The 23,725-nt window shown below is 43.0% G+C and carries 22 protein-coding genes; 13 read left to right on the top strand and 9 right to left on the bottom strand.

Going from position 1 to position 23,725, the window contains the following annotated elements; all coding sequences use genetic code 11:
• The first annotated feature begins 53 nt into the window (after positions 1–53).
• Positions 54–299: a hypothetical protein gene (locus RM556_RS13495; protein WP_311362204.1), complete on the top strand. Its 246-nt coding sequence runs from the start codon at positions 54–56 to the stop codon at positions 297–299.
• On the opposite strand, the gene RM556_RS13490 is transcribed toward RM556_RS13495, so the two are convergent.
• Entirely contained in the window at positions 296–2,254 is a 1,959-nt protein-coding gene (locus tag RM556_RS13490; protein WP_311374848.1) for a beta-galactosidase, read from the bottom strand. The two genes, RM556_RS13495 and RM556_RS13490, sit on opposite strands and share 4 nt — an antisense overlap.
• Positions 2,255–2,452: 198 nt before the next feature.
• Here RM556_RS13490 and RM556_RS13485 point away from each other — a divergent pair, with 198 nt between their 5' ends.
• Together RM556_RS13485 and ppk2 are read left to right on the top strand one after the other, a co-directional pair.
• Positions 2,453–4,606, top strand: a complete 2,154-nt coding sequence (locus RM556_RS13485; protein WP_311374847.1) for an alpha-galactosidase — start codon at positions 2,453–2,455, stop codon at positions 4,604–4,606.
• Between the two features lie 138 nt (positions 4,607–4,744).
• Positions 4,745–5,638: a polyphosphate kinase 2 gene (gene ppk2 / locus RM556_RS13480; RefSeq protein ID WP_311362201.1), complete on the top strand. Its 894-nt coding sequence runs from the start codon at positions 4,745–4,747 to the stop codon at positions 5,636–5,638.
• 37 nt (positions 5,639–5,675) lie between these two features.
• On the opposite strand, the gene RM556_RS13475 is transcribed toward ppk2, so the two are convergent.
• From RM556_RS13475 to RM556_RS13465, 3 genes are read right to left on the bottom strand one after another with little or no spacing between them, the layout of a single operon-like run.
• The gene (locus RM556_RS13475; RefSeq protein WP_311362200.1) at positions 5,676–6,626 is read right to left on the bottom strand and encodes an SMP-30/gluconolactonase/LRE family protein; all 951 of its coding nucleotides are present in this window, start codon (positions 6,624–6,626) and stop codon (positions 5,676–5,678) included.
• Positions 6,610–7,584, bottom strand: a complete 975-nt coding sequence (locus RM556_RS13470; protein WP_311374846.1) for a 2-dehydro-3-deoxygalactonokinase — start codon at positions 7,582–7,584, stop codon at positions 6,610–6,612. Before RM556_RS13470 ends, RM556_RS13475 begins: the two co-directional genes overlap by 17 nt.
• Positions 7,584–8,351: an SDR family NAD(P)-dependent oxidoreductase gene (locus RM556_RS13465; protein ID WP_311374903.1), complete on the bottom strand. Its 768-nt coding sequence runs from the start codon at positions 8,349–8,351 to the stop codon at positions 7,584–7,586. Before RM556_RS13465 ends, RM556_RS13470 begins: the two co-directional genes overlap by 1 nt.
• 187 nt (positions 8,352–8,538) lie before the next feature.
• On the opposite strand from RM556_RS13465, the gene RM556_RS13460 reads away from it, so the two are divergent.
• From RM556_RS13460 to RM556_RS13430, 7 genes are read left to right on the top strand one after another with little or no spacing between them, the layout of a single operon-like run.
• Positions 8,539–9,237 carry a FadR/GntR family transcriptional regulator gene (locus RM556_RS13460; protein WP_311362198.1) on the top strand — a complete coding sequence of 233 codons (699 nt, stop codon included), beginning with the start codon at positions 8,539–8,541 and terminating at the stop codon, positions 9,235–9,237.
• Positions 9,238–9,249: 12 nt separating this feature from the next.
• Entirely contained in the window at positions 9,250–10,254 is a 1,005-nt protein-coding gene (locus RM556_RS13455) for an XdhC family protein (protein WP_311374845.1), read from the top strand.
• A 5-nt stretch (positions 10,255–10,259) separates the two neighbouring features.
• Positions 10,260–10,874: a nucleotidyltransferase family protein gene (locus RM556_RS13450; protein WP_311374844.1), complete on the top strand. Its 615-nt coding sequence runs from the start codon at positions 10,260–10,262 to the stop codon at positions 10,872–10,874.
• Positions 10,875–10,893: 19 nt separating this feature from the next.
• Positions 10,894–11,394, top strand: a complete 501-nt coding sequence (locus RM556_RS13445; RefSeq protein ID WP_311374843.1) for a 2Fe-2S iron-sulfur cluster-binding protein — start codon at positions 10,894–10,896, stop codon at positions 11,392–11,394.
• Positions 11,395–11,414: 20 nt separating this feature from the next.
• Positions 11,415–13,697 (top strand): molybdopterin cofactor-binding domain-containing protein, encoded by a 2,283-nt coding sequence (locus tag RM556_RS13440; protein ID WP_311374902.1) that lies wholly within the window; start codon positions 11,415–11,417, stop codon positions 13,695–13,697.
• Positions 13,698–13,739: 42 nt separating this feature from the next.
• A complete protein-coding gene (locus RM556_RS13435) occupies positions 13,740–14,750 on the top strand; it encodes a MipA/OmpV family protein (protein WP_311374842.1) in 1,011 nt (336 codons plus the stop codon).
• 49 nt (positions 14,751–14,799) lie between these two features.
• Positions 14,800–15,060, top strand: a complete 261-nt coding sequence (locus tag RM556_RS13430) for a DUF5062 family protein (protein ID WP_311362193.1) — start codon at positions 14,800–14,802, stop codon at positions 15,058–15,060.
• Here RM556_RS13430 and RM556_RS13425 read toward each other — a convergent pair.
• The 3 genes from RM556_RS13425 to RM556_RS13415 all read right to left on the bottom strand — a co-directional run bounded on the left by RM556_RS13425 (position 15,052) and on the right by RM556_RS13415 (position 18,281).
• On the bottom strand, positions 15,052–15,453 hold the full coding sequence (locus RM556_RS13425; protein WP_311362192.1) for a hypothetical protein: 402 nt from the start codon (positions 15,451–15,453) through the stop codon (positions 15,052–15,054). The genes RM556_RS13430 and RM556_RS13425 overlap by 9 nt on opposite strands.
• Positions 15,454–15,556: 103 nt before the next feature.
• Positions 15,557–17,626 (bottom strand): glycoside hydrolase family 97 protein, encoded by a 2,070-nt coding sequence (locus tag RM556_RS13420; protein WP_311374841.1) that lies wholly within the window; start codon positions 17,624–17,626, stop codon positions 15,557–15,559.
• Between the two features lie 154 nt (positions 17,627–17,780).
• Positions 17,781–18,281: a prepilin-type N-terminal cleavage/methylation domain-containing protein gene (locus RM556_RS13415; RefSeq protein WP_311362190.1), complete on the bottom strand. Its 501-nt coding sequence runs from the start codon at positions 18,279–18,281 to the stop codon at positions 17,781–17,783.
• Between the two features lie 172 nt (positions 18,282–18,453).
• Between RM556_RS13415 and RM556_RS13410 the strand changes: the two genes are divergently transcribed.
• On the top strand, positions 18,454–19,608 hold the full coding sequence (locus RM556_RS13410; RefSeq protein WP_311374840.1) for an aminotransferase class V-fold PLP-dependent enzyme: 1,155 nt from the start codon (positions 18,454–18,456) through the stop codon (positions 19,606–19,608).
• A 24-nt stretch (positions 19,609–19,632) separates the two neighbouring features.
• Entirely contained in the window at positions 19,633–20,226 is a 594-nt protein-coding gene (locus RM556_RS13405) for an ACP phosphodiesterase (protein ID WP_311374839.1), read from the top strand.
• Here the strand turns inward: RM556_RS13405 and RM556_RS13400 are convergent.
• On the bottom strand, positions 20,223–22,346 hold the full coding sequence (locus RM556_RS13400; RefSeq protein ID WP_311374838.1) for a diguanylate cyclase: 2,124 nt from the start codon (positions 22,344–22,346) through the stop codon (positions 20,223–20,225). The genes RM556_RS13405 and RM556_RS13400 overlap by 4 nt on opposite strands.
• A gap of 294 nt (positions 22,347–22,640) precedes the next feature.
• Between RM556_RS13400 and RM556_RS13395 the strand changes: the two genes are divergently transcribed.
• Positions 22,641–22,811 (top strand): hypothetical protein, encoded by a 171-nt coding sequence (locus RM556_RS13395; protein ID WP_311362186.1) that lies wholly within the window; start codon positions 22,641–22,643, stop codon positions 22,809–22,811.
• Between the two features lie 3 nt (positions 22,812–22,814).
• Here the strand turns inward: RM556_RS13395 and RM556_RS13390 are convergent, their stop codons facing one another.
• Positions 22,815–23,720, bottom strand: coding sequence for a hypothetical protein (locus tag RM556_RS13390; protein WP_311374837.1), 906 nt, complete (start codon positions 23,718–23,720; stop codon positions 22,815–22,817).
• Between the last annotated feature and the right edge of the window lie 5 nt (positions 23,721–23,725).

Raw genomic sequence — 23,725 nt, 5'->3', positions numbered from 1 at the left:
CGAGGTTTACAATGGTTTCAGTTACAAGATTGTATCCTCACTAGGAGCCTGATATGAATGATCGTAAACTTATATTCATCTTAAAAATTGTCATGACTGTGGGTATTTCGCTGATTTTACTAGGCGTATATTTTCACCTATTCAGCCCAACTATCGAAGAGATGGGCGTGAATGGGATTATTATCAGCGCTGCTTGCGTTGCTATTGGCATGGCGCTCTCTTTACCCACAAAAATGTTTCTAACTTTTGTATTGGTCAAAAGAGAGCAAGATCAAAACGCTAAGGCACATGAGTCTTAGCGTTTATATACCGCCACATCAAAAGGTGCGAGGACTTCGCTACCAATGACAAAATTAGCCTCTTGCGGCGCAGTGAATCGCTGCTCTTGATGTCCGTAGTTAAACACGAAAACAACACTACCACGATCCACGATCCGCACATCTTTTGGCAGTTTCACTACGTCTAAACCAAGCTCGGCGGCTACCACTTCAAAATAGTCTACTAGAAAGTTTTCGCATGTCAGGCTGGCGATATAAGTCGTATTTTCGAATCGAGCGACCGCCGGTCGACCATCATGATATTTAGCTATGGTCATTACGGTTTCTGGGAACACAATTTCTTCTCGCCATAACTTACTATCATATTGCCGATCGTTGAAGCTCATCAATTCAGAACAATCGGGACGAATGGTTTCGGTTGAATGTATTTTGAGTGGGATGAGCTGCTGAATGTTACCTGGTGGCAATTGCGAAGCCAAGCTTAATTCACTTGTTTTACCACCTGAGCGAGGACCAAACACGACGTGAGCTTTAGCTGCTTTGCATTTATCAATAAAGCCCTGCTCGACGATAGGTAAACAAGGTGCTACCAATAAATCATAAGTTGATATATCGCAGTCAGTAGAAACGAAATCTACCGTTAAACCCAACTGGCGCAATGCGGTATAATATGTAAACTCCACTTGCTGATGATTGTAGCTGTCACCTTGTCTTTCTATCTCGGTTACCCATTGATTTATAGTACCTGTGACAATGGCTACTCGTGTTTTTACAGGTGCCGAAGTATCAATATTCGCCGACGCTAGTTCATCACGTACTTGCTCAATCTCATACCATGCTTGCGACTTAGAGTTGTCATTACGCTTCACGCCCGCATGCATTTGCTCTTGCGCAAAAGGTGCTTGTCGCCAACGAAAATAGCACACAACTTCAGCACCATGAGCAAAGGCTTGCCACGACCATAATCTGACCATACCATTTTCAGGCCTAGGGTTGTGGTGTCCCCAATTTACTGGGCCAGGCTGTTGTTCCATTATCCAAAAGTTCTTCTTACTCACACCGCGTGTTTGATCAAACGAGTAGCTTGAAAAGTCAGGGTGGCCTGTGCGCATGTATGGTTTAAATTCTTCCGGTGACATATGCTCAAAAAACAGGTCGGTTCGTCCTAAGGGGTAATTATCATAAGCAACAAAATCTAAATTTTTTGCTAAGGCATAATTGTCTGTTTGGGTGTCGACCATAGGAATGAAATTATGCGTAATGAAACGGTCCGGCGCGTGCGCTCTTATTATTCGAATCATCTCATCATGAAAGCGGACAACTTGATCAGAACTAAAACGACGATAAGCTAAGTTGTGTGAAGGGTGCGTTTCAGTAACAGCAAGAATAGGCAGTTCAATCTGTGAAAAGTCTTGATATTCCATTGACCAAAAGATGGTCCCCCACGCTTTGTTTAATGAATCGATATCGCCATAGTAACGTTCACACCAAGCTTGAAATGCTACTTTCGCGTTCTCTGAACCACTGTGTGTTGTATCATGACAAGCAATTTCATTGTCGGTTTGCCAACCACAGATGGCAGGGTGCTCACCATATCGCTTAGCAAGCACTTCTGTAATTCGCATCGCTTCCTTGAAATAGTTTTCACTTGAAAAATCGTAATGACGACGTGAACCGAAACCGCGGACTATGCCTGTATTGACATCGACGGGTAAAATATCAGGATATTTATCGATTAACCATTTTGGTGGTGTTGCTGTGGGTGTGCACATGATCACTTTTAAACCCGTACTGGCAATTACATCAATAGCTCTGTCTAGCCATGCAAAGTCGTACTGCCCTTCTCTCGGCTCCATTTTTGACCAAGCAAATTCAGCAATACGTACATACTTTAGTCCCAATTCGCACATTTCTTTAACGTCGTTTGCCCACATTTCTTCTGGCCAATGTTCTGGGTAATAGCAAATACCTAGCATAAAATATCCTATTATTTAAAGTGCATTAGTGTCTTTTGCGAACGCACTTAAAAACTAAAATCTCATTATTGGAGATTATATGTTAAAAATTCGTATATCGATATTTATATTAAACATATTTATATGATATATTGCAAAAAATTAGACCTAAATAAATTATCTGCCCATTTGAGTCTGTGGCACAAAGAGGAAACAGCTATGACGACGACACCCAACATGAAGCTACCAGCTTCTGTTCAATTAGAGAGTCGCGATGTCAGTATCGTTATCGATTGCAGTGGCAAGACACCTGCCGTTATTTATTTTGGCAGTAAGCTCAATAAACAGTCGCCATTCAACATGATTCAATTGTTACGTACTCGTCAAGAGGCAAAATGTGCTGTAGTGGTCGAAGCCCCAATTTCGTTATCACCTAGCATGGGCGAAGGATTTACAGGTGGGCCAGGTATCGAATTATCGAGTCATGAACATCATAACGTTTGGTCTATGGGCGGCGAGCTGCATAGCGTTAAGCAAAACAACGCGCAAGAAGTAGAATTTGAGACCGTCGATACCGTTCGCAGTATCAGCCTAATTCATCGCTTGGTGCTGTGCCCCGAGACCAATGTGCTCAGTGCTTCAACCGAGCTAAAAAATCAAAGTCACAGCACTATCAATGTTGGCTATTGCGCCGCACCAACAATCCCTTTACCTGACCATATAACAAAGTTAATGAGCTTCGAAGGCCGTTGGTCAAATGAATTCCATCGCAATACCGTTGACCTCTTCTTAGGCGCTGTGTTGCGCGAAAACCGTAAAGGCAAAACCTCGCATGATAATTTTCCAGGCGCTGTTCTGCATGACAAATACACCAATGAATCACAAGGTGAATGCTATGGTTTTCATTTAGGCTGGAGTGGCAACCACCGTACTCGAGTAGAATTACTTCCTGAGCAACGAACTTATGTGCAAATGGGCGAACTATTAATGCCGAGTGAAGTTACTCTGCAAGCGGGTCAAAGCTATCAGTCTCCTACCCTCTATTGCTCATTTTCGAAAGAAGGCTTTAGTCAGTTATCCAATCAATTCCATAATTTTGTGCGCCAGCACATACTAACGCCTAAACAGCAATCAAAAGCACGCCCCGTTCATTACAATACTTGGGAAGGTATTTACTTCGACCATAACGTAGACACATTAAAAGGCTTAGCAGACCGAGTTGCTAAACTTGGCGTTGAACGTTTTGTGTTGGATGATGGTTGGTTTAAGGGCAGACGAGGCGACAATGCTGGATTAGGCGACTGGACTGTAGACTACGAAATATACCCCGATGGCTTGTCTCCCATCATCGATCACGTCAATGAGTTGGGGATGGAATTTGGTATTTGGTTTGAACCGGAAATGGTGAACCCTGATAGCGACCTTTATCGAGCCCACCCCGACTGGGTTCTTCAAACCGAGGGGAATGAACAACTGCGTTTTAGAAATCAGTTGGTATTGGATTTAACTCGCCCAGAAGTTGTCGCTTACTTATACAAATGCATTGACGATATTTTGCGAGAGTATCCGACCATACGATATATCAAATGGGACATGAACCGAGACATTAATCATGCTGGGAACGCGATTGGCGTGCCAGCAGTGAGTCAGCAAACGCATGCATTGTACAAGTTGATTGATGACCTTCGTATAGCTCACCCCGATGTAGAAATTGAGAGTTGCTCCTCCGGCGGCGCGCGTGTTGACTATGGTGTTCTGAGTCATACCGACAGAGTATGGACCTCTGATTCGAATGACGCACTCGACAGACTCAATATTCAGCGCGGTTGTTCATTCTTTTTCCCATCGGAAGTAATGGGTGCACATGTTGGTCCTCGTGATTGCCACATTACCGGACGCCACATTAGTATTGAAATGAGAGCTGCAGTCTCCTTCTTTGGACATATGGGCTTGGAAATGGATCCTCGAGAACTGACCGAGCATGAAGTCACAGCCCTACAACAAGTCATAGCTTTGCATAAAAAACACCGCTCACTGATTCACTCGGGCAATTTAATACGATTGGATACTGATGGGAACTCAATTGATTTTGGTATCGTTAATGAAGCTCAAACTCAGGCTTTGTATGCCTACAATAGCGTGACTGAAACCAAACGTACGATGCCAAAGAAGTATCGCTTTCAAGGTTTGAATCCGAGTACCAATTACCGACTGAATCTGATTTGGCCGACCGTATTGAAGGAATATTCACCTTCTATTCTTAGCCAAATTGAAGGTAAAGTTTTCAATGGTCAGCTGCTAAGTGACATGGGTATGCAGTTGCCCATTTCCTTTCCGCAAACTAGTTTAATTTTTGAATTAACAGCCGTGTAATTAGTTAAGGTTTATAGCCACAACAACCGAGCAAATAGGTATTTGGGTCAACAATGAATTGTAAACTGACCCAGATCAAAAAATCAAAAGATGAAAGGCATACACTAAGCTTAGACAATCAAAAATGAGGGCTTAGTCATGACTGCTGATGCGCAAGTAGCAAAGAAAATATCCACCACTTCAATACCGAATGAATCACCTGAAACAAACGCTTCAGTAGCGACTGTAGACACTTCTACCAAAATGTCGAAAAAGGAGTATGAAGCCATTAAAAAGGTACTTCAGGTTGAACTCTTAAAAGTGCAAAGATGGGTTAAAGAAAGTGGTGAAAAGGTAGTTATTCTTTTCGAAGGCCGAGATGCAGCTGGCAAGGGTGGCACAATTAAACGCTTTATGGAGCACATGAATCCGAGGGGTTGTCGCGTTGTTGCTCTGGAAAAGCCTAGCGAAACTGAAAAAGGTCAATGGTACTTTCAGCGATATATAAAGCATTTGCCGACAGAAGGAGAAATTGTCCTGTTTGACCGCAGTTGGTATAACAGAGCGGGCGTTGAGCGAGTGATGGACTTCTGCCAACCAAATGACTATTTAGAGTTTATGCGCCAAACCCCTGATCTAGAGCGTATGCTAGTAAGAAGCGGTATTCGCCTCTTTAAGTTTTGGTTTTCGGTAACCGCTGAGGAACAGAAAGTACGTTTTTCTAAGCGTGAAATTGACCCTTTAAAGCAGTGGAAGCTCTCACCAATCGATAAACTGGCAACTGAAAAGTGGGATGATTACACAGAAGCTAAAGAAGCAATGTTTTTCTATACTGACACTGCAGATGCCCCATGGATTGTGGTGAAGTCAGACGATAAGAAACGAGCCCGAGTGAACTGCATGCATCACTTCTTAGATAGCTTACCTTACCCGAATAAAAATACTGAAGTCATTACTGGTGCAGATCCTGCGATTGTTAAGCATGCGTCAAAAATCATTGGGGATGACAAGCACATCCTTGGAAAATCACTCCATCCTAGACAGAAGCTGTAGTTTCTAAAGTGTTAAACCCAAGACCCACCGATATGTTTTACAGTAAGCATATCGGTTCTTTAATTCCACGGATACTATGTAATTGATAGACAAAAATATTGCCAGCTTGAGGCTCTTCTAACAAACGTTCTGGAGCGAGTGAATGCTTGGCCGTTGTCACAATCAGCCAATCCATATTTGGACCGCCAATTGCTACGCTAGAACCCTGGCTAACCGGTAATGATAAACATAAATCAAGTTTGCCAGAAGGTGTATAGCGCACGACGCGTGAGGCTCCCCACTGCGCGTTCCAAACATAATCATCAGCGTCGACAATTGAACCATCAGGAAAGCAATGTCCCGTGGTTTCTGCGAAAATTCGCTTGTTGCTCAGGAGTGCATTTTGCGGCTCGAAATCGTAGGCATAGATACGGCGCTCTGGCGAATCTGCATGATACATAGTCTTGCCGTCTTTGCTCCAGCATAAGCCATTAGAAATAAGTACTTCTTGTACTTTTGATTGGCAAGAAACGGTATCTGATGATGACGATGATAAACAATATAGTGCGCCTTTGACGACCTTGTCAGATTGCAAGTCATCAAGCTCACTCATACTTCCTGCCCAAAAGCGCCCTTGGCGATCCGCCCTGCCATCGTTGAAACGATTATGAGAAATGTGCTTTTCAGGTTGGGCTAACCATTCAAGTTCACCTGTATCAAGTTGATATCGTGCAATACCAATATCAAAAGCGGCGATGATTTGATTCGGAATTTCAGTAAACGCAAAACACCCAATGCGATGGGGTACTTCGTAAGTTACGAGATGTTTGGTGCTAGGTTGATAGGACTGAATTTTTGCACCGACAATATCGACCCAATAAATAGCTTGTTCAGGCGCATGCCACAAAGCACATTCAGCTAGTATGCACTGGGAATCAATCGTGAACAGTAACTCGCCAACACCTTGTTTGACATGCTTTGGCCGTTGATGCTCAGGCACTTTTTTCACTTAACCCTAAAAAGCTCTGATATAAGGAATTAAACCCAAGCAATGTTGTTGCAGTAACCTTACAAATGTCGCTTTTGATATTTTGAGATGCCAACACGCGAGCAAAGCTTCTACTTAAATGCGGAGCTCCAATGATACTCACCAGATCTACAGACTCTAAACACCATTCCGTGGCATTCACAGCAGCCCTGATATCGCTGCCAATTAGCAAGCCTGACAAGTAGGAAGTTGCTTCCTCAGGGCTTAGCTGTCCAAATAATTGTTTTGACCTTACGCTAAACAACCCATGCATAAAACTACCTTGCTCACTTTTCAATGTAAAGGCTGCGCCTTTATCAAAGGCCTCCTGGTCGAATGCCGCCAAGTTAAACTCTGGGCCTTTGGATTGAATAAGTACACTGTGGTTCACAATCAAGTCGAAAAGCTCACCAGTTAACGCCGTTTTGAACAGTTTTATTTTACCATCTTCCACCAGCACCCATTTGGTATGAGTACCTGGTAAGCACAATAAGTGACGACCAACACGATTAGCAGGATCAAGTTGCAACCAACCTAAGATCTGTAATTCTTCACCCCGCATACAATCGTAATTATCATTTTCAAGTTGGCAACTGAGTCCTGGTACGATAGAAATCTCGTAGCCATTACAGGTAAAATTGATGCACGACTTCGCTAACTTTTGCGGTGATATTGGGCAGGGTAAATAATGCGTTTCTTTCCAACCAATACTTGAACCAATCTGCCCAGACATGAGAATCGGCAACTTACCGTATTCAAACTCCCAAGGGGCAATACTTTGCATCAGTGTGTCTTCAAAACTCAGCGGAGATTTACTCACCCCAAGTCCAGCAGACCGTGTCACTAATTTGAGAGAGCCATCTTCGCGTATCCGACACAAAAATGCGCGTAAACGCGATGTGCCCCAATCAACAGCGATAAAATAAGAACTGTCGTTCATTATGTTCTCCCACCATCGATATTGAGACCTTGCCCTGTGATCATGGCTGAATCATCCGAGGCTAAAAACAAGGCTAAATTTGCTACATCACGGGGTTCAATTCGCTTCTTTAAGGCCATAGCCTCAGTCCACTTTTCTTCTTCTTCCTTTGTCAGCCAACTTGCTAATTGACGATCTGTGGCGACCCAGCCTGGTAAAATAGCATTGACCCTAATGTTGTCGACGCCAAAATCACGCGACAAGGATTTTGTCATCCCCATGAGTCCAGCTTTTGCGGTGACATACCCTGTCATTTGTTGTGGGCCAATTAAAGCATTGATGGAACTGAAGTTAATAATGCTTCCTGCATGTTGCTCATGCATAATTTTGTAGGCTGCTTGGGAGGCAAAAAATGCCGGATCTAAGTTAACTTGCATACATTTATGCCAATCGTAGGCAGAAATATTTTCGACATCTTGGCGAGCATCGTTGCCAACATTATTCACCAGCACATGTAAACCGCCAAGGTCTTTAGAGGCATCGCTTATCGCTTGTTGCAAGGCCTCGGGATCCGTAACATCAACACTTCTAAACCAGAGTTTTGCATCCTTATCGATATCGGTAATGCATTCTTTCAAATGATCCGATGCATTCGTATCGATGTCGACAAAAGCAACTTGTGCGCTTTGACGAACAAACGCTTTTACCATTGCTGCCCCGATGCCTGAAGCACCACCTGTAATGAAAACAACCTTTCCGCGTAAACTCGGGTATAATGTGGTGTGCATTTGGCTAGATTCTGTCACGCAAAACTCCGTTTTCATTGCTAACACTTTATAGGCAGTTTAATTGCTTAATTGTTGTACAGCAAAAATGTAGATTACTGGGTATTATAAAGCGAAAAATTCAATTTGATAATTCAATCCTCAAAATAAATATGATATAACTGATTTATCATTTAACGGAATTTGTAACATGAAAAGCCCTCAAAGGCATAATTTAACACACCAGTTAACTCACGATTTAGGCATTGCCATCGTAAACGGTAAATACCCTATCGGAGAAGGAATGCCTTCCGAGGCCGACCTGTGTGCTGAATATGATGTGAGCCGCAGCTCAACCCGCGAAGCGGTAAAAATGCTATCTGCCAAAGGATTGATTTCCTCGCGCCCTAAACAGGGTATTAGGGTGCTTCCTGAAAGCCGCTGGAATATGTTTGATACCGATGTACTAACATGGATTCTAAGCAGTAAACCTTCTTTATCTCTATTAAAAGAATTCACCCAAATGCGTTTTGCTATAGAGCCTGAAGCCGCTGCTTTGGCAGCAGAGAACGCCAGTGCCGAACAACTAGCAAAAATTGAAAAGTCTCTCGCCCGTATGGCTGACGCTGATATGGGCTTGGACGACCCTTTAGAAGCCGATATTGAGTTTCATACATCAATCTTAGAAGCTAGCGGAAACCGGTTTTTTGCTCAGCTATCCGACTTTATCGGCACGGCCTTACGCGTGAGTATTCGCTATACAAATAAAATCAAAGGCGTTCCTGGCGCTGACGTAAACAAACACGCCGACATATTCAACACCATTCGTAGCAGAGACGCCAACAAAGCTCGTGAGGCCGTTTCGACGATTCTCGTTGAAGCACTAGAACTCATCGAATCAAAACTTTAAGCCTAGTTTAATATGGCAAGCCACATCCAACAGTTGCTGAACACGTGGTACGAGCAGCGTGATCAAATGGAATGGGTTCTGGCTACGATCATAGAAATCGACGGTTCTTCTTATCGTAAGCCCGGTGCTATGATGATGATCAACAGTATGGGCAAGTATCATGGTCTGCTAAGCGGTGGCTGCTTAGAGTCAGATATTATGCGCCAAGCGAGACAATGTTGGCAGTCGGGCAGAAACCATATTATCCAATATGACATGCGTGAAGAGGAAGATATTGCATGGCAATTAGGTATTGGTTGTGGTGGCTTAGTTCGAATTTTGTTGCAGGCCGTAAATAAAGAAAATAACTACTTACAACTAGATACTCTTCGCCATTATATTAATCGCAATCAAAGCTGCGAATATATTCAGAAGCTAACAGAAACAGTCCCTCACAACGAGCTTATTGAAAGTTCACCAGAGGGCAAACACCAAACCAGAGCGATAAGGTCAAAGTTAACGGACGGTGAATTCAAACAAACAATTGCCCCAGTAAAACATATCGCAATTTTCGGTGGTGGAGTGGATGCCATACCGGTTGCTAAAATCGCTGCCAATGTTGGCTGGCAGATTACGATAGCAGACCCTCGAACAGGCTATGCAAGATCAAACGAGTTTCCCGATGCAACACATATTTCAAAACTGCCATTTTGCAATATAGACGAGATGCCATGGTTGCAAGAAATCGATGCCATCATCATCATGACACATAATGTTCAGCTTGATGCTGACGCCCTCAATGCAGCTCAAGAAAGCTCAGCAAGTTATGTGGGGATGCTAGGTCCAACTCACCGAACAGAGCGAGTGCTCTCGATTCAAGGGCTTGAGCTGTCGACCTTAAAAGTACCTTTGGCCAACCCTATTGGTTTAAAGCTCGGGGGGGAGTTACCTGAATCAATTGCTTTATCTATCATTGCTGAGATTCATGCTCATTTTGAAGGGTGCGATGGCCATTCAATTAGTCATATTTTGGTGTGAAAAACTTGAGTCCATCAGATTCAGTACCCTACCATATTCACGCATTGCTATTAGCGGCAGGCGAAAGCAAACGGTTTGGAAGCGCAAAGCAACTCGCTCAAATACAGGAGCAAACCATAATTTTGCGAGCCTTGTCGCATTTTAGTTCAGCCAAATTCAAGACACTGACTGTTGTTCTAGGTGCACGTGCAGAACAAATCAAAGAGTTATTGCCCCCAGATACAAATGTCCTGACAGCGCAGCATTGGCAACAAGGTATGGGTAAAAGTATCGCCGCAGGTGTTGAAAACTTGCCAGATAAAACCACTCATCTTTTCATTGGTTTAGCTGATCAGGTGGAAATTTACACAAAGCACTGTAACCTTTTAGTTGAAGAGTCACGAAAACAGCGAACTAGAATCGTTGCAAGTAGATATAACGGAAGACGAGGTGCTCCAGCGATATTCCCTCGTACATTCTTCTCTCAGCTTATTGAGCTGGACACCGACCGAGGTGCTCGAGATTTATTGCAAAATAGCGATGATGTCATCGAGATAGATTTACCGGAAGCTGCAATCGATATCGATACAGAAACAGAATTAAACGCCTACTTGGCAACACTGGCAAGTAGCTACAAATGAAAGCGCAAAGGATAATGACATGATTAGTTTTACCTTGAATGAAAAAGTCATCGAAGTAGATGCAGATCCAAGCATGCCCCTTTTGTGGGCTCTTCGAGATCTCCTCGATATGACCGGCACAAAATATGGCTGCGGAATAGCTCAGTGCGGAGCTTGCACGGTACACATGGATGGTAATGCGGTTCGTTCCTGTGTCATGCCTTTGTCAGCAGTGGCAGGCAAAAAGATCAAAACAATTGAGGGCTTACCATCTGATGCGAGTCACGTTATTCAGCAAGCGTGGTTAGAACATAACGTACCACAATGTGGTTACTGCCAATCTGGTCAAATTATGAGTGCTGTAGCGCTATTAGAAAGTAATCAGAATCCAGATGATGCAGCGATAGATACAGCAATGCAGGGCAATATCTGCCGTTGTGGTACCTACCCTAGAATTAAAGCTGCAATAAAAGATGCTGCGAAAAAGCAGACCGCGAGCTACAACTATAATCTAGGTAAGAATGTGGGAGAACAGGCATGAATAAATCCAATGATTCTATGATGCACAACCCCATTGACCAAACATCATCAAATACCCAAACGAAACATGCGAAGCCGGTTAGTCGCAGAGATTTTCTAAAACTCACTGGCCTTAGTGCGAGTGGCTTAGTCTTAGGCTCTATGTTGCCAATCAGTCTGCCAGCTTGGGCGCATACCGGTGACCATAGCAACAACGCACTCAATTTGTTTGTGAGCGTAGAACACAATGGCCAAATCAACATTGTTTGTCACAGAAGTGAGATGGGTCAAGGGATACGAACTGGTATTCCACAAATTGTCGCTGACGAATTATGTGCAGCATGGGAAGATGTGAATGTAGTGCAGGGTTTAGCTAATGAGGAGTATGGAAGTCAGAACACTGACGGTTCTCGCTCAATTCGACGCTTCTACACTACTATGCGCGAAATGGGGGCAATGGCACGGACCATGTTAGAGCAAGCTGCTGCCGACAAGTGGGGTGTTCCATTAGCGGCCGTTTATGCGAAAGACAGTTTTGTTATCAACAAAGAGAGCGGTAAAAAAATATCTTTTGGCTCCTTAGCCGATGCTGCAGCGAAAGTCTCACCACCTGCAACTGATAGCCTGACATTTAAATCGAAAAAAGATTTCAAATACATTGGTAAGTCGATGCAGATTGTCGACCTGCCGAATATTGTCACCGGAAATACTGTATTTGGACAGGACGTAAAGCTTGAAGGTATGCTTTACGCGAGCATAGAACGGAACCCTGTTGTTGGTTCAAAGGTAGAAGGTTTTGATAAAAAAGCGGCAATGTCCACAACGGGTGTTGTCGATGTTTATCAAATGCCAGAACAACCTGTTCCTGTGCTTTTTAATCCCATGAATGGTGTAGCCGTTATTGCTAACAACACATGGGCCGCATTGCAGGGTAGAAAAGCCCTAGCAGTAAAGTGGGGCAAGAGCGAACATGACAGCCACGATTCAGCCGCTTATTTGGGTGAACTCAATGAAAGAATTGTTACTAAAGGCAAAGCAATTCGCTCTGCAGGCGATGCTTATAAAGCGCTAGAGAACGCAAGTAAAACAGTCGCAGCCACCTATACTATGCCCTATTTAGTGCATGCTCCTATGGAGCCGCCAGCAGCAACCGCAGTCGTCAAAGACGGCAAATGCGAGGTTTGGGCTTGTACACAAACACCCCAAAGTACGCAACAAAATGTGGCAGGGGCGCTAGGTATTGAAAAAGACAATGTCACTGTGCATGTAACACTTTTAGGCGGCGGATTTGGACGAAAATCGAAACCCGACTTTTCAGTTGAGGCAGCACTATTGGCAAAACATACTGGCAAACCAGTGAAAGTTGTGTGGAGTCGAGAAGATGATATTCGCCAAGGTTATTATCATGCAATTAGCTCACAGCATTTTGCAGCAGGTATGAACGAAAATAATTCGGTGGATGCGTGGATTCAACGTACAGCATTCCCCAGTATTTCTTGGACCTTTACTGGCACCACCGACGAACCGTCAGACGGAGAGTTGAGCCTTGGCTTTGGCGATGTTCCTTTTGCGGTCAATAATATGTCGTGTGAAACTCACAAAGCCCCTGCACATATTCGTATAGGCTGGGTACGTTCAGTCAGTAATATTCAGCATGCATTTGCACAAGGGAGTTTCGTCGACGAACTCGCAGATGCGGCCAATATGCCACCGCAAAAAATGTGGCATCAATTGATCGGTGCGGATCGTAAAGTTGACCCCACAAAAGAGGGCTTCAAATATGGGAACTATGGCGAACCCTTAGATAACTTCCCTATTGATACTAAGCGTTTAAAGCATGTGCTTGATGATGTTGTCGCCAAGTCGGGCGCTGATAAACCCACTGCTAAAGGTGAAGCTTGGGGAATAAGCGCCCATCGCAGCTTTGTAAGCTATGTTGCAGTTGCAACTAAAGTACGCGTGAAAGATGGTAAGGTGAGTGTATTAGAAATGCATTCAAGCATCGATGCAGGTACGGTAGTGAACCCTGATCGAGTCCGCTCCCAACAAGAAGGCTCTATGATATTTGGCCTATCACTAGCGCTCATGGGCGAAATCACTGTGAAAGACGGCGCAGTAGTACAATCAAACTATAGCGACTACCAAGTCTTGAGAATGTCTCAAAGTCCAAAAATAGAAACCTATATTGTTGCTTCCGATGACTTACCAGGAGGCGTGGGTGAACCAGGAACACCACCGGTAGCCGCGAGCTTGGCAAATGCCATCTTTAGAGCATCTGGCAAACGCATACGCGATTTACCCGTTAATAAACATTTTAAGGTATAAGTACGTATAAGCCTCATGACCGAAAGTTTTAAATGAGCAAATATGACCAAGCCAAACAAAAAACGCACGCATAAACCTCTTTTTATTGCGTGCGTTCTTTTATTCTCGTCCCTTTGTGCACATGCAGCAAATGAAATGGAAAGCAATGCTGAAAATGACAAAAAGAACCGTGTTTCCTTAGGTGATGATGTCGCTAAAGCTGATCTCCCTATGGAAAGAAGCTTAACCGGTTTCGAAAACCTGAACGAAGAATTATCACTCTGGGAGTTTGGCGCAGGCGGCGGGGCCTTTTATAGCCCAAAGTATCCAGCATCTGGTGATAGTCGATCTTTTGGATTGGTGTTACCTTTTATTGTTTATCGCGGCGAAACCTTTCGCATTGGCGACGGAGGTGGCGCCAGAGCAGTGGTCGTTGAAAATGAAAACTTTGAAATAGACTTTTCTTTTGGTGCAGCATTGCCTGCCGATAGTGAGGACAATAGTGCTCGAGAAGGCATGCCAGAACTCGATTTTTTAGCTGAGATTGGTCCTCAAATGATATTTAAATTGGGCGATTATGACTTTGATAAAAATACGCAAGGTAAAAGTACTGGCACAAATTTAGGTAAAGGTCGTTTGGATCTGCGCTTGCAAGCGCGAGCGGTTTTCTCAACAGACTTTGGTAGTATCGACGATCGTGGTTTTATTTTCGAGCCGCAATTGTCCTATCAACATCGCGGCTTCAAACACGAAGATACCGCTATAACGGTGTCGTTCGGTGCCATTTTCGCAACGGAAAGAACACACGATTATTTCTATGAGGTCAGTCCTGAGTTTGCCACACCTGAAAGACCCGCATTCGATGCTAAATCTGGGTACCTAGGCTCTGAACTTTCTTTGGGAGTCTCTTTTAAAGTGAGTGAAGACATCAGAGCCTTCATTGGGAGCTCAGTACAACTACATAGCCAAGCAGCTAATAAGGACAGTCCATTATTTGAAAAGGAAGTCACTTATTCTATTGCCGCTGCATTTGTTTGGCGTTTCTACAAAAGCGAAGAGAAAGCCAAATGGTGAATGTCAGGCTAACTTAGGTTAAGCTGTTGAGATGAAGCTGGAGGCTTGAATGAAAAAAATTAAAAACGAAGCAGCACTGCTTAAGAAAGCCCTATTCATCGCAGAAGGTTATGCAAAGAAACGTGGGTACAATGGCTTTTCCGCAACCGATTCCGCCAAGCAGAAAATTGAAAGTCTATATCGCCTTTTGGTGCATGATAAGTTAATAACAGCTCTTCCAGAAGATAAGGAAGACTTAGCTAGTTTAAAACGTCGCTTAGTTGTCTGGATAATGCACCAGTTGCCTGAAGACCATGAACTATTAAAGTAAACGGGCTTTCTTTGTCTCGGCAGTGCCGTTCTCATAAACTTGCGAAGCCTTCAAAAGCAGAAGCTCTTTAACCAGACTTGCTCTCACTGTTATTAGTGCATCCTCTAAATTATGAAAGACAATAGCTTGCTCAAAAACTTCCGCTATTCCCTTTTCATTGTTTTGAAATGCTAATTCTATATGACTTAATCGCTGCTTCTCTTCAAAATAGGCTTGTTCCAAAACAGTCAATGTAGCAATGCTTGTTGCAATCTTCTTTTCAAGCTCAACAGGCACATCTTGCTCGACATTTGCCCTTGCACTTTGACCTGCTAGCAAAGCAAATAAAGACAAAGCGAGTAAACCGCTTAAGATTATTTCTTTCGCTACTTTTGCAAAATTGCACAATTTCATTCTAACTCTCCGAAGGCTCATCTTGAATAGTGAAACTATACGAAGAGTCAGAACACAATAATATTTATATATCGATATGCATTACATTCATTAATGTGATGGTTTATAGAAGCTTAAAACGCACTGCAGCGCCACCAGCAGCAGCTAACCTAAGTGTAATAAGATCACCCTTTTTCACCTTCTTCGTTTCAATGATGATGTCGTATGGGTTAGTTTTGAAATCTACCTTGTCGCCATCTCTATATATCTGTGCCTCGTAAGTAGCATCATCTGATAGAAAATCGAGTGCGACTGTCACGGTTCGCTCTTTCTCATCAGTAATAGCCCCCAAGTACCAGTCGTTACCGGAATACTGACGATGCTTTTTCTCTTTTCTCGCAATCACAACATAGTCACCAACCTTTCCTTGCAAGGCACGAGTTTCTTCCCAATCCGTTGGCACATCTTTAATAAACTGAAAGGGAGAAGGCTTATTTTCGTAATTTTGAGGGAGGTCTGCGGCCATTTGAATGGGACTATAAATCACAACATATTGTGCCAACTGGCGAGCGATTGTGCTCAGTGGTCGTAAGAATTCTTTATTTCCCCACTCTGGGCCGCCTTCATTGACCCTTTCATAATCCAAATCAAATATGCCTGGCGTGAAGTCCATTGGGCCGGATAACATGCGAGTAAATGCCAAGAGTGGAATATGACTAGGCGGATTCGGTGCTGCCCAGCCCGAATTGTATTCCTGACCACGAGCACTTTCTCTAGATATCCAGTTCGGGTAAGTTCTTCGAAGCCCGGTGTCTTTGACTGATTCATGCGTGTTAATAGATAAATTATATTTTGCTGCGGTACTGACATTTTTAATGAAATGATTAACCACATCTTGGCTATCGGTATATTCGTAGCGCATGATGCCGTTTTCGTCTCGACGTTTTAGGTTTTGTCCATGAGCAACATAACCTGTTTTAATTTGTGCAACACCGACTTTCTCATATAGTGCAAAACCGGCTTCCATTTGGCTTTCATAATTGGTAATTCCACCTGAAGTTTCATGGTGTCCAATGAGTTTTACCCCAACACTTTTAGCGTGGTCGGTCACCTTTTTTATGTCGAAATCAGGGTAGCTTTGTGTAAATGAAAAAAGTTCGGAGTTAGCAATCCAATCACCATCCCAACCAGTATTCCAACCTTCAACCAATACACCATCGAATCCATGTTTCGCCGCAAAATCCATGTATTCAATAGCTCTCTCGGTTGTGGCGCCGTGTTTTTCGCCCGAACCCCAGCTAAATTTATCGATATGCATTCCCCACCAAATACCAATATATTTACCGGGTTCAACCCAGCTTACATCGCCGAGTTTATTTGGTTCGTTCAAGTTTAATGATATGTAAGAATTGATCAATGACACGGCACTATCACCCACCGTAATTGTGCGCCAGGGAGAAGTAAAATCCCCTTTCTTTCGCACAAGCACACCGTCTGCTCTTGGAGCGAGATCCGCAGTAAACTTACCTAATTCTTGTTTAGTCAAACTCATGCCCGCAAAATCAACTAAGGCTGCTTCGTGGATTGCAACATGGGTTCCATCTGGATATTCAACTGTCATCGGTGTATGAGCAGTTGCCACTTGATTCAACAGTGTTTCATTATAAAGATACTCGTAGCGCTCTCGACCTTGTCCTGGGATCCAGTAGGCTTTACCGGCGTGAGAGTCGGGTAAGAAAAACTCGGTCAATTCACGAGTGATTGCTAACTCACCTTGGTTTTTCACTTCATACCGAAACCCAATACCGTCATTAAAGACTCTAGCTCGAACCAAGAAAGATATGTTTTTGTCGACTTTATGGGTAAACGACACTAGTACTTCATTGTGGTGATCACGGATTAAACGTTGCTCACCCCAAGGTTGTTCCCAAGTTAAATCGACAGCGTTGCGACTGACTTCACTTAATGAAAAGTCACGATAAAATGAAGGGGCTTTTACGAATGTAAAACCAAGCTTGCTTGGTTTGATTAACTCTTTGCCCTTATAGATTAACTTATATTGAGCAAGGTCATTATCATCAGTAAAGACTAGTTGAATCGTTTTGTTTGGCGACTCTACTAGCACATCTTTTGCGTGAGCAATATCGCTGACACTAACCAGCACCAGTGAACTTAATAATATTAGAAACCGCATGTAGCTCTCCTTGAAAACGAGGTGTTTTATGAAGTAGCCCTAATTATAACACCTTAAACGATTAAGTTAATAGCATGTTAAATGGGTAACATAAGAAAGTCGTTCACGCGATACGCTAGTGAAGCAGGATGTAGCTGAGGGTTGCCCGTCAGGCTCAGTCGTTTATGGTTATTTCACCGGTGATAGAGTTGTATACCACAGTAAAGCTTGGCTCTGCATTATATGTATAACGACATGAACCGCCGCCAAGGTAAACGCCTTGAAACGTTTGATTGCTATTGTTATTTACTGATGCGTCTTGTGTCGACAATACTGCACGCCACACATCCAAACAATCATTGGTGCTATTTAAAGTAAGACTGGTACCACGCGTATCGGCTGGATACCCAAAGCTGTTGACAGATAAGTCGCCTAACACTGCTGGGTCGCTGATTGGGATGAAATCTTGCACTGCCTGCCCATTAGCTCGGACTAACCATGCGATATGAACCTGATCTACACCACTTCTAAATGCTGAGGCGATACCTTTAAACGCAGCGCGATTAGCATCTTCAGCAAAGTTTAAAAAACGCGGAATAGCGACTACAGAGAGAATGCTCAAAAGAATAATCACTAGAATTAATTCGATAAGGGTAAAGCCTTTTTGTGCTCTCATTATGTAGCTGTTCTCTATGTTTGATATCAATACTTCAATCACATCCTGCTTGCCGAGTTAAAAATAAAATGTGCTTTATCTATTCACTCTATGCAAAAATACAATCCTGAAAGAATAGGATAACAAAGCAGTACGACTTTGCGTTACCAAAATCAACATAAAGGTATGAGTTTTGAAAACTGATCTAGGCCTTGAGAACCACGCCAAAGGGTATAAAGAACACTTTTATCCAACCAAGGGAACCTACGCTCTATCCCATTCAGTAGGGCCTTTACCACGAGTTGCAGAAGCTGCACTTAAGCAACATTACCTTAATCCTTGGGCTGAGTTGGGGGGCGATGCTTGGCCACATTGGCTAGAAGTCATTGATGACTTTTGTGTCAAGGTAGGAAGCCTGATTAACGCTGATGAAAGTGTGATCTGCCCCCAAACTAATCTAGCCTCGGGCTTTTCAGCGTACTTAACAGCAATTGCGAAGTTAGATAAAAACCAAAATCGTCGCACTGTATTGATGCATAAAGACGCTTTTGCCTCAATGGGTTTTGTGGTCAGCGGTTTAGCACAAAGCCATGGCTTAAAACTCGCACTCGTTCACTGCGAACCTAACGACATAGACGGATGGAATACCGCCCTAAAGGCTCATGATGTTTTGGCTTGTCTGTTTACTCATGTGCATTCAAACACATCTCAAAAGTCAGATGTGAAAGCCTTAGGTCACTTAGCCAAAAAACAAGGCGTATATGCCTTAGTTGATGTTGCTCAATCAGCAGGGATCAGCAAAATTGATGTTCAAGATTGGGGTGTTGACGCGCTTTTCGGATCATGTGTGAAGTGGCTTTGCGGAGGCCCCGGCGCTGGCTACATGTATGTGAAACAAGATCAAGTTGACACGCTAGAGCCAGATATCACTGGCTGGTTTTCACATCAAAATCCATTTGAATTTGATATACTTCATTATCGAGCAGCATCCTCAGCAAAGCGCTTTTGGGGAGGTACGCCCAGCATAGCACCCTTTGTGATGGCAAGTGCATCTATAGAGCTAATGTTGAAGATTGGTATCGACAACATAATCGCTTACAACAGGGACCTCAAAGCAGGCTTAATTGAACGCTTACAAGCCAAAAGTACCGTGTCTATTCTACCAGCCTTGAAAGACATTGAGCAGCAAGGAGGTAGCTTGTGTGTGGGAGCGAATGATATGGATGAAGTAGAAGGAAAGCTAAAAAGCGCCAAGATACACTTTGATCGCCGTGAAAACATTTTTCGCTTGTCTTTGCATATCATGAATGACATTGAAGACTTGGATGCTATTGCAGCTTGTTTTTAATCACTTACACCACATACACATAGTATGAATTATTTAGCGCACATCCATCTGGCCAAACTAAGCGATACCAGTATGGTCGGTAACTTCCTCGGCGACTTTGTTAAAGGAAGTGAGCTTTCTCATTTAGACGAAGAGCACCAACATGGCATTAAACTGCATCGAAGAATCGATAGTTTTACTGATCATCACAAAAGTATCAAAAACTTAAGAGAAAGCTTTCCAAAAGAGCTTCGTAGAATGTCTGGTGTGGTTATCGATATTCATTTCGATCACCTGTTATGTCAGCATTGGCAAAGCTTCGAAACTGAGAGCCTGGATGATCTATTAAGTCGTTTCTATAGCAAACTCGCGAATTTCGATAGCCCAGTAAAGGGTCGCTTTCAAGCAGTTAGAAAAGGGCTTTTAGAATATCGCTGGCTCAGTGATTACCAAGCCTTATCGAGTTGTGAACGCGCGTACTATCAAATTGAAAAAAGATTAAAAGGGAAAGTAGTGTTTGCAGAGGCTGCGAATGAGTTTGTCCAAAACAATAAAACGCTTTTTTCGACACATTTTTTGCTGTTTTATCCCCAGCTAATTCAATTTGTCAAAGCTGAGTCTGAGTCAATCTGGAACTAAACAACCCTAATAGTAGTTTGGTTACGACCGCTTCTTTTGCTTGTATAAAGCTGCTCATCTGCAATAGTGATAAGGCGGTCTAGTGGAAGTGAAAAATCGTCCTGAACAGAGACTAATCCGCAACTCATGGTAAATTTAATTCGATGCTCGTTGTACTGGACGTGACCCACTTCAATACGCTGCCTGATACTTTCAACAAAGGCCACCGGGTCTTTGCTATCAGCGCAATCAATCAGAATAATAAACTCTTCACCACCATAACGCGCAACAATGTCATGCTCTTGGTGACACATTTCTTGCAACGCCTCAGCAACTTCAATAATGCAGTGATCACCCGCTTGATGGCCAAAAGTATCATTCACCTTCTTGAAAAAATCAATATCGGCCAACAGGAGCGCGAAGGGTCTTTGTTGGCTCGCCAAGCTCTCATGGGCAACAAGTGCCAGTTGATCAAAAGCACCTCGGTTATACAAGTTTGTCAACGCATCCCGTTGAGAGCTTTCGAGCAATTTAAGGTTTAGTTCCTCAAGCGCTTTCGTTTTGTCATCAACTTGCTGCTTTAGGTTTTTTTGGAAGTTTTCACTCACTTCTCTAGCCGTAATTAAACTGTGAGTTACAGCTTCCATTTCCCGACTAATGGTAGATTCTGGTAGCAGTTTATCGACTGAAATTTTGCGCTCTAAAAAGCCTTCTAAGTTGACCAAAGGGCGAGTGATTTTTGTTGCCAACCTATTCGCCATTAAACCAATCAAAATAAGTAAAACGAGTAGTGTCAAACCAATATACAAAAAGTAATTCACGATGCTGGTGAATACCTTAGACGGTGGCGCTAATGTATAAATATTCCATCCATATCGATTCTGACTGCTGGCATACATGAAAGGTGTACCAGAGATATCGAGTACCGGCGTATCTCTCAAAAAGGGGTTAAATGATCGCTGCACTTCGAAAAGTGACTTCCGATCCAGCTCTAAATTCAGCGAGCTATAAACAATAGCATTTGCATTATCCGTCACAATGACGTCAATTCCGTTATTCTCTAGTCTATCCAATGCATCAAAATTCACTACTCGTTCAAGCTTTGTCGCTGCCTGCACAATACCGATGAACTCACCATCACGCATGATAGGAGCAGCGATAGCCACAATGTCTAAACTACCTAAACCCCGTCCTTCTAACACCTTTGATATAAACGCTTCCTGCGTTGTCTTGGCTTGTTGAAAATAATTTCGCTGAGCAATAGTTAAGTTCTCTAGGTTAGAGAAAATATCTGCGTAAGCTTCAGGGGCGACTACTGTCACATTGCCTAATGCGTCACTCACCAACATACTCTCAATGTCGTCATTTGAATTGGCAACCGCGTTTAATAAGGCCCCTTTGTTCTTTAGGGATGGCAGCGTTTGAATCGTTTCTGCTGCCGAAATAACAGTGTGTAGATTATGCTCAATACGGTCAGTAATAATTTCATCGAACTGCAAAGAGGCGCTAACAAGCTCCTTACTAATACGCTTCTCTGTTTCATCAGCAGATTGCCAAGTAAATACGAGCGTGACCAGTATGGTAGGTAAAATGACACTGACGATACACAATTCAAAAACAACATTTGAAAAGCGTGGGGCTTTTGGATTAAAACGCTTGAACTGGCTAACCGTTGGTACAAACCAATAGGCAAACAAGGCAAAAATACCACACACAAAACCGTTTAAACTAATTGTAACCCCAGTAAATAACGAGGAACGCAGGTTCTGATCGCTTAAGAAATGCAGGATACTTAAGGTGCTTGGTAAGCCTATCGATAACCAAAAAGAGAACACGGCCACAAGAAAGTTTATTTTCAACCGCACTAAGGTTAGTACAAAGAAATACTCGAGAGCCTGCACCCCAACAAAATAGAAATTGGCAAGTTGTGAGTAGAAACTACCTAAGCTAGCCAAAAGAACTAGTAGACTCAAGCGCAGTGGTAATACAAGAATCGATAAAAGAGCAGCAATACTGCCGAAATAAAGCTCGATCGTGCCATAAATAGCTATATTACCAAAGGCATTTAAGCCAATCGCAGACAGGCACAAGAGAGCACACACAAGCCAATCTCTGACTGCTGCGTTGTTTGTCTTTTTCATACTTTGCTCATGCTTGCTCATTTAGTATATATCGACCACTCAAAGCTCTTCATTACTCTACCTTTTTTATCGGCTTATCAGAAACCTTTTTTTATATCTGCGTATGACAATAAAATGACAAAACCGGTAAAATGCATTAATATGACCTTAAATCTTAAACATCAAAAGGATATTGACCTGTTTAAGACGTTTTTCCGATTATTTCCAGCAATCCGGATGATAGGCACTAGGTCAGTGCAAAAAAGCAAATCTCCTAAGCACCTACATCCATTCATTTTTCAAAAAGGATTTATCATGATTTTTAAAAAATTTTTCAAGCGTAAATACCCTTACGGTCCTATTGCATTTTTAGGTAGGAAAACAGTAGAGCGTTCACTGGGCGCAGATATCAAAAAGCTCAAAAAAGTAGAAAAAGAGCTTGAGGCTGAAGCCGAGGCAGAGGCAGAGGAGCAAAAGCAGTCTTAGCCATTAGTGCGGACAAACTAGGGCTACGGTTTTACCGTCGGGAGAAATCGCAGTGCGAGAAACGCCCGAGCCACATTTTGCATGCTCGACGGTAACCTTTGACCATCCTCCTTCTGAACTTAAGTCGCCGTCATTTGCTAACTTTACTTCCGTATAATACAAACTATTACCATCGCTTGTGACGACATTTCCATTCGCACTCACTGAGAAGTACTGACTACCTTTAGGAAGCTCAGCGAGGACTTTTTTCACGCGTGTTTTTTGGTGGTAAGCCTTTAATTCCGTTTTATCAGCTGCTCGCGAATAAAGAAACCAATCGCTGTTATTCACCCGATACAAGCTTGCACCGATATTATCGTCAATTACAGCGCCTTTATTATTAGGCTTATCAATACTTACTTTTTGCAAAGTATGCGGTTCGCCTAGCACAAATAAAAGAAGTTCTTTTTCATTCATCCATACTTGATACCCCACCGGCTCTATTGCAGGCACATAGTGCTGAAGCGGCTCACCTGAAAAGCCCAATTGCCAAAGTTCTTGCTTACCTTCCGCATTAACCCTAATAACTGATAAACCATTTCCATCGGGCGTTGGTGTAGGTGAATATTCACTTTCACTAGACTGACTTACATTCCGGACGCTTTTCGAAGGCAAGTCATACACAAAAATATCCATTTGTCCGTTTTGCGCCTCTTCGCCCTTAAGCTCTTGCGTAAAATACAAACTGGAAGCGTTAAAAAAATAAGGCTGATTTGTGTAAGCTGGGTTATTCGTTACAGCTTGCAAATTTGAGACATTGGCCTCTTCACCTATTCGTAATTCCCCCATATAGATATCACTGCCTTGCTGAGCATTTGCTGTTGATATAAGGCAAAGCCCAGTAAGTAAAATCAAAACAATGGATTTCATAACTA

The sequence above is a fragment of the Alteromonas sp. W364 genome (genome assembly GCF_031846205.1).
In the GTDB taxonomy this organism is placed as follows: domain Bacteria; phylum Pseudomonadota; class Gammaproteobacteria; order Enterobacterales; family Alteromonadaceae; genus Glaciecola; species Glaciecola blandensis.
Note: the sequence above shows the minus strand (reverse complement) of the source record. Positions and strands in the feature narration are given on the sequence as shown.

Excerpts from the sequence above, each read along its gene's own strand:
- RM556_RS13495 (WP_311362204.1), top strand. The coding sequence starts at position 54 with ATGAATGATCGTAAACTTATATTCATCTTAAAAATTGTCATGACTGTG.
- RM556_RS13490 (WP_311374848.1), bottom strand. The coding sequence starts at position 2,254 with ATGCTAGGTATTTGCTATTACCCAGAACATTGGCCAGAAGAAATGTGG.
- RM556_RS13485 (WP_311374847.1), top strand. The coding sequence starts at position 2,453 with ATGACGACGACACCCAACATGAAGCTACCAGCTTCTGTTCAATTAGAG.
- ppk2 (WP_311362201.1), top strand. The coding sequence starts at position 4,745 with ATGACTGCTGATGCGCAAGTAGCAAAGAAAATATCCACCACTTCAATA.
- RM556_RS13470 (WP_311374846.1), bottom strand. The coding sequence starts at position 7,584 with ATGAACGACAGTTCTTATTTTATCGCTGTTGATTGGGGCACATCGCGT.
- RM556_RS13465 (WP_311374903.1), bottom strand. The coding sequence starts at position 8,351 with ATGCACACCACATTATACCCGAGTTTACGCGGAAAGGTTGTTTTCATT.
- RM556_RS13460 (WP_311362198.1), top strand. The coding sequence starts at position 8,539 with ATGAAAAGCCCTCAAAGGCATAATTTAACACACCAGTTAACTCACGAT.
- RM556_RS13455 (WP_311374845.1), top strand. The coding sequence starts at position 9,250 with ATGGCAAGCCACATCCAACAGTTGCTGAACACGTGGTACGAGCAGCGT.
- RM556_RS13445 (WP_311374843.1), top strand. The coding sequence starts at position 10,894 with ATGATTAGTTTTACCTTGAATGAAAAAGTCATCGAAGTAGATGCAGAT.
- RM556_RS13440 (WP_311374902.1), top strand. The coding sequence starts at position 11,415 with ATGCACAACCCCATTGACCAAACATCATCAAATACCCAAACGAAACAT.
- RM556_RS13435 (WP_311374842.1), top strand. The coding sequence starts at position 13,740 with ATGACCAAGCCAAACAAAAAACGCACGCATAAACCTCTTTTTATTGCG.
- RM556_RS13430 (WP_311362193.1), top strand. The coding sequence starts at position 14,800 with ATGAAAAAAATTAAAAACGAAGCAGCACTGCTTAAGAAAGCCCTATTC.
- RM556_RS13425 (WP_311362192.1), bottom strand. The coding sequence starts at position 15,453 with ATGAAATTGTGCAATTTTGCAAAAGTAGCGAAAGAAATAATCTTAAGC.
- RM556_RS13420 (WP_311374841.1), bottom strand. The coding sequence starts at position 17,626 with ATGCGGTTTCTAATATTATTAAGTTCACTGGTGCTGGTTAGTGTCAGC.
- RM556_RS13415 (WP_311362190.1), bottom strand. The coding sequence starts at position 18,281 with ATGAGAGCACAAAAAGGCTTTACCCTTATCGAATTAATTCTAGTGATT.
- RM556_RS13405 (WP_311374839.1), top strand. The coding sequence starts at position 19,633 with ATGAATTATTTAGCGCACATCCATCTGGCCAAACTAAGCGATACCAGT.
- RM556_RS13400 (WP_311374838.1), bottom strand. The coding sequence starts at position 22,346 with ATGAAAAAGACAAACAACGCAGCAGTCAGAGATTGGCTTGTGTGTGCT.
- RM556_RS13395 (WP_311362186.1), top strand. The coding sequence starts at position 22,641 with ATGATTTTTAAAAAATTTTTCAAGCGTAAATACCCTTACGGTCCTATT.
- RM556_RS13390 (WP_311374837.1), bottom strand. The coding sequence starts at position 23,720 with ATGAAATCCATTGTTTTGATTTTACTTACTGGGCTTTGCCTTATATCA.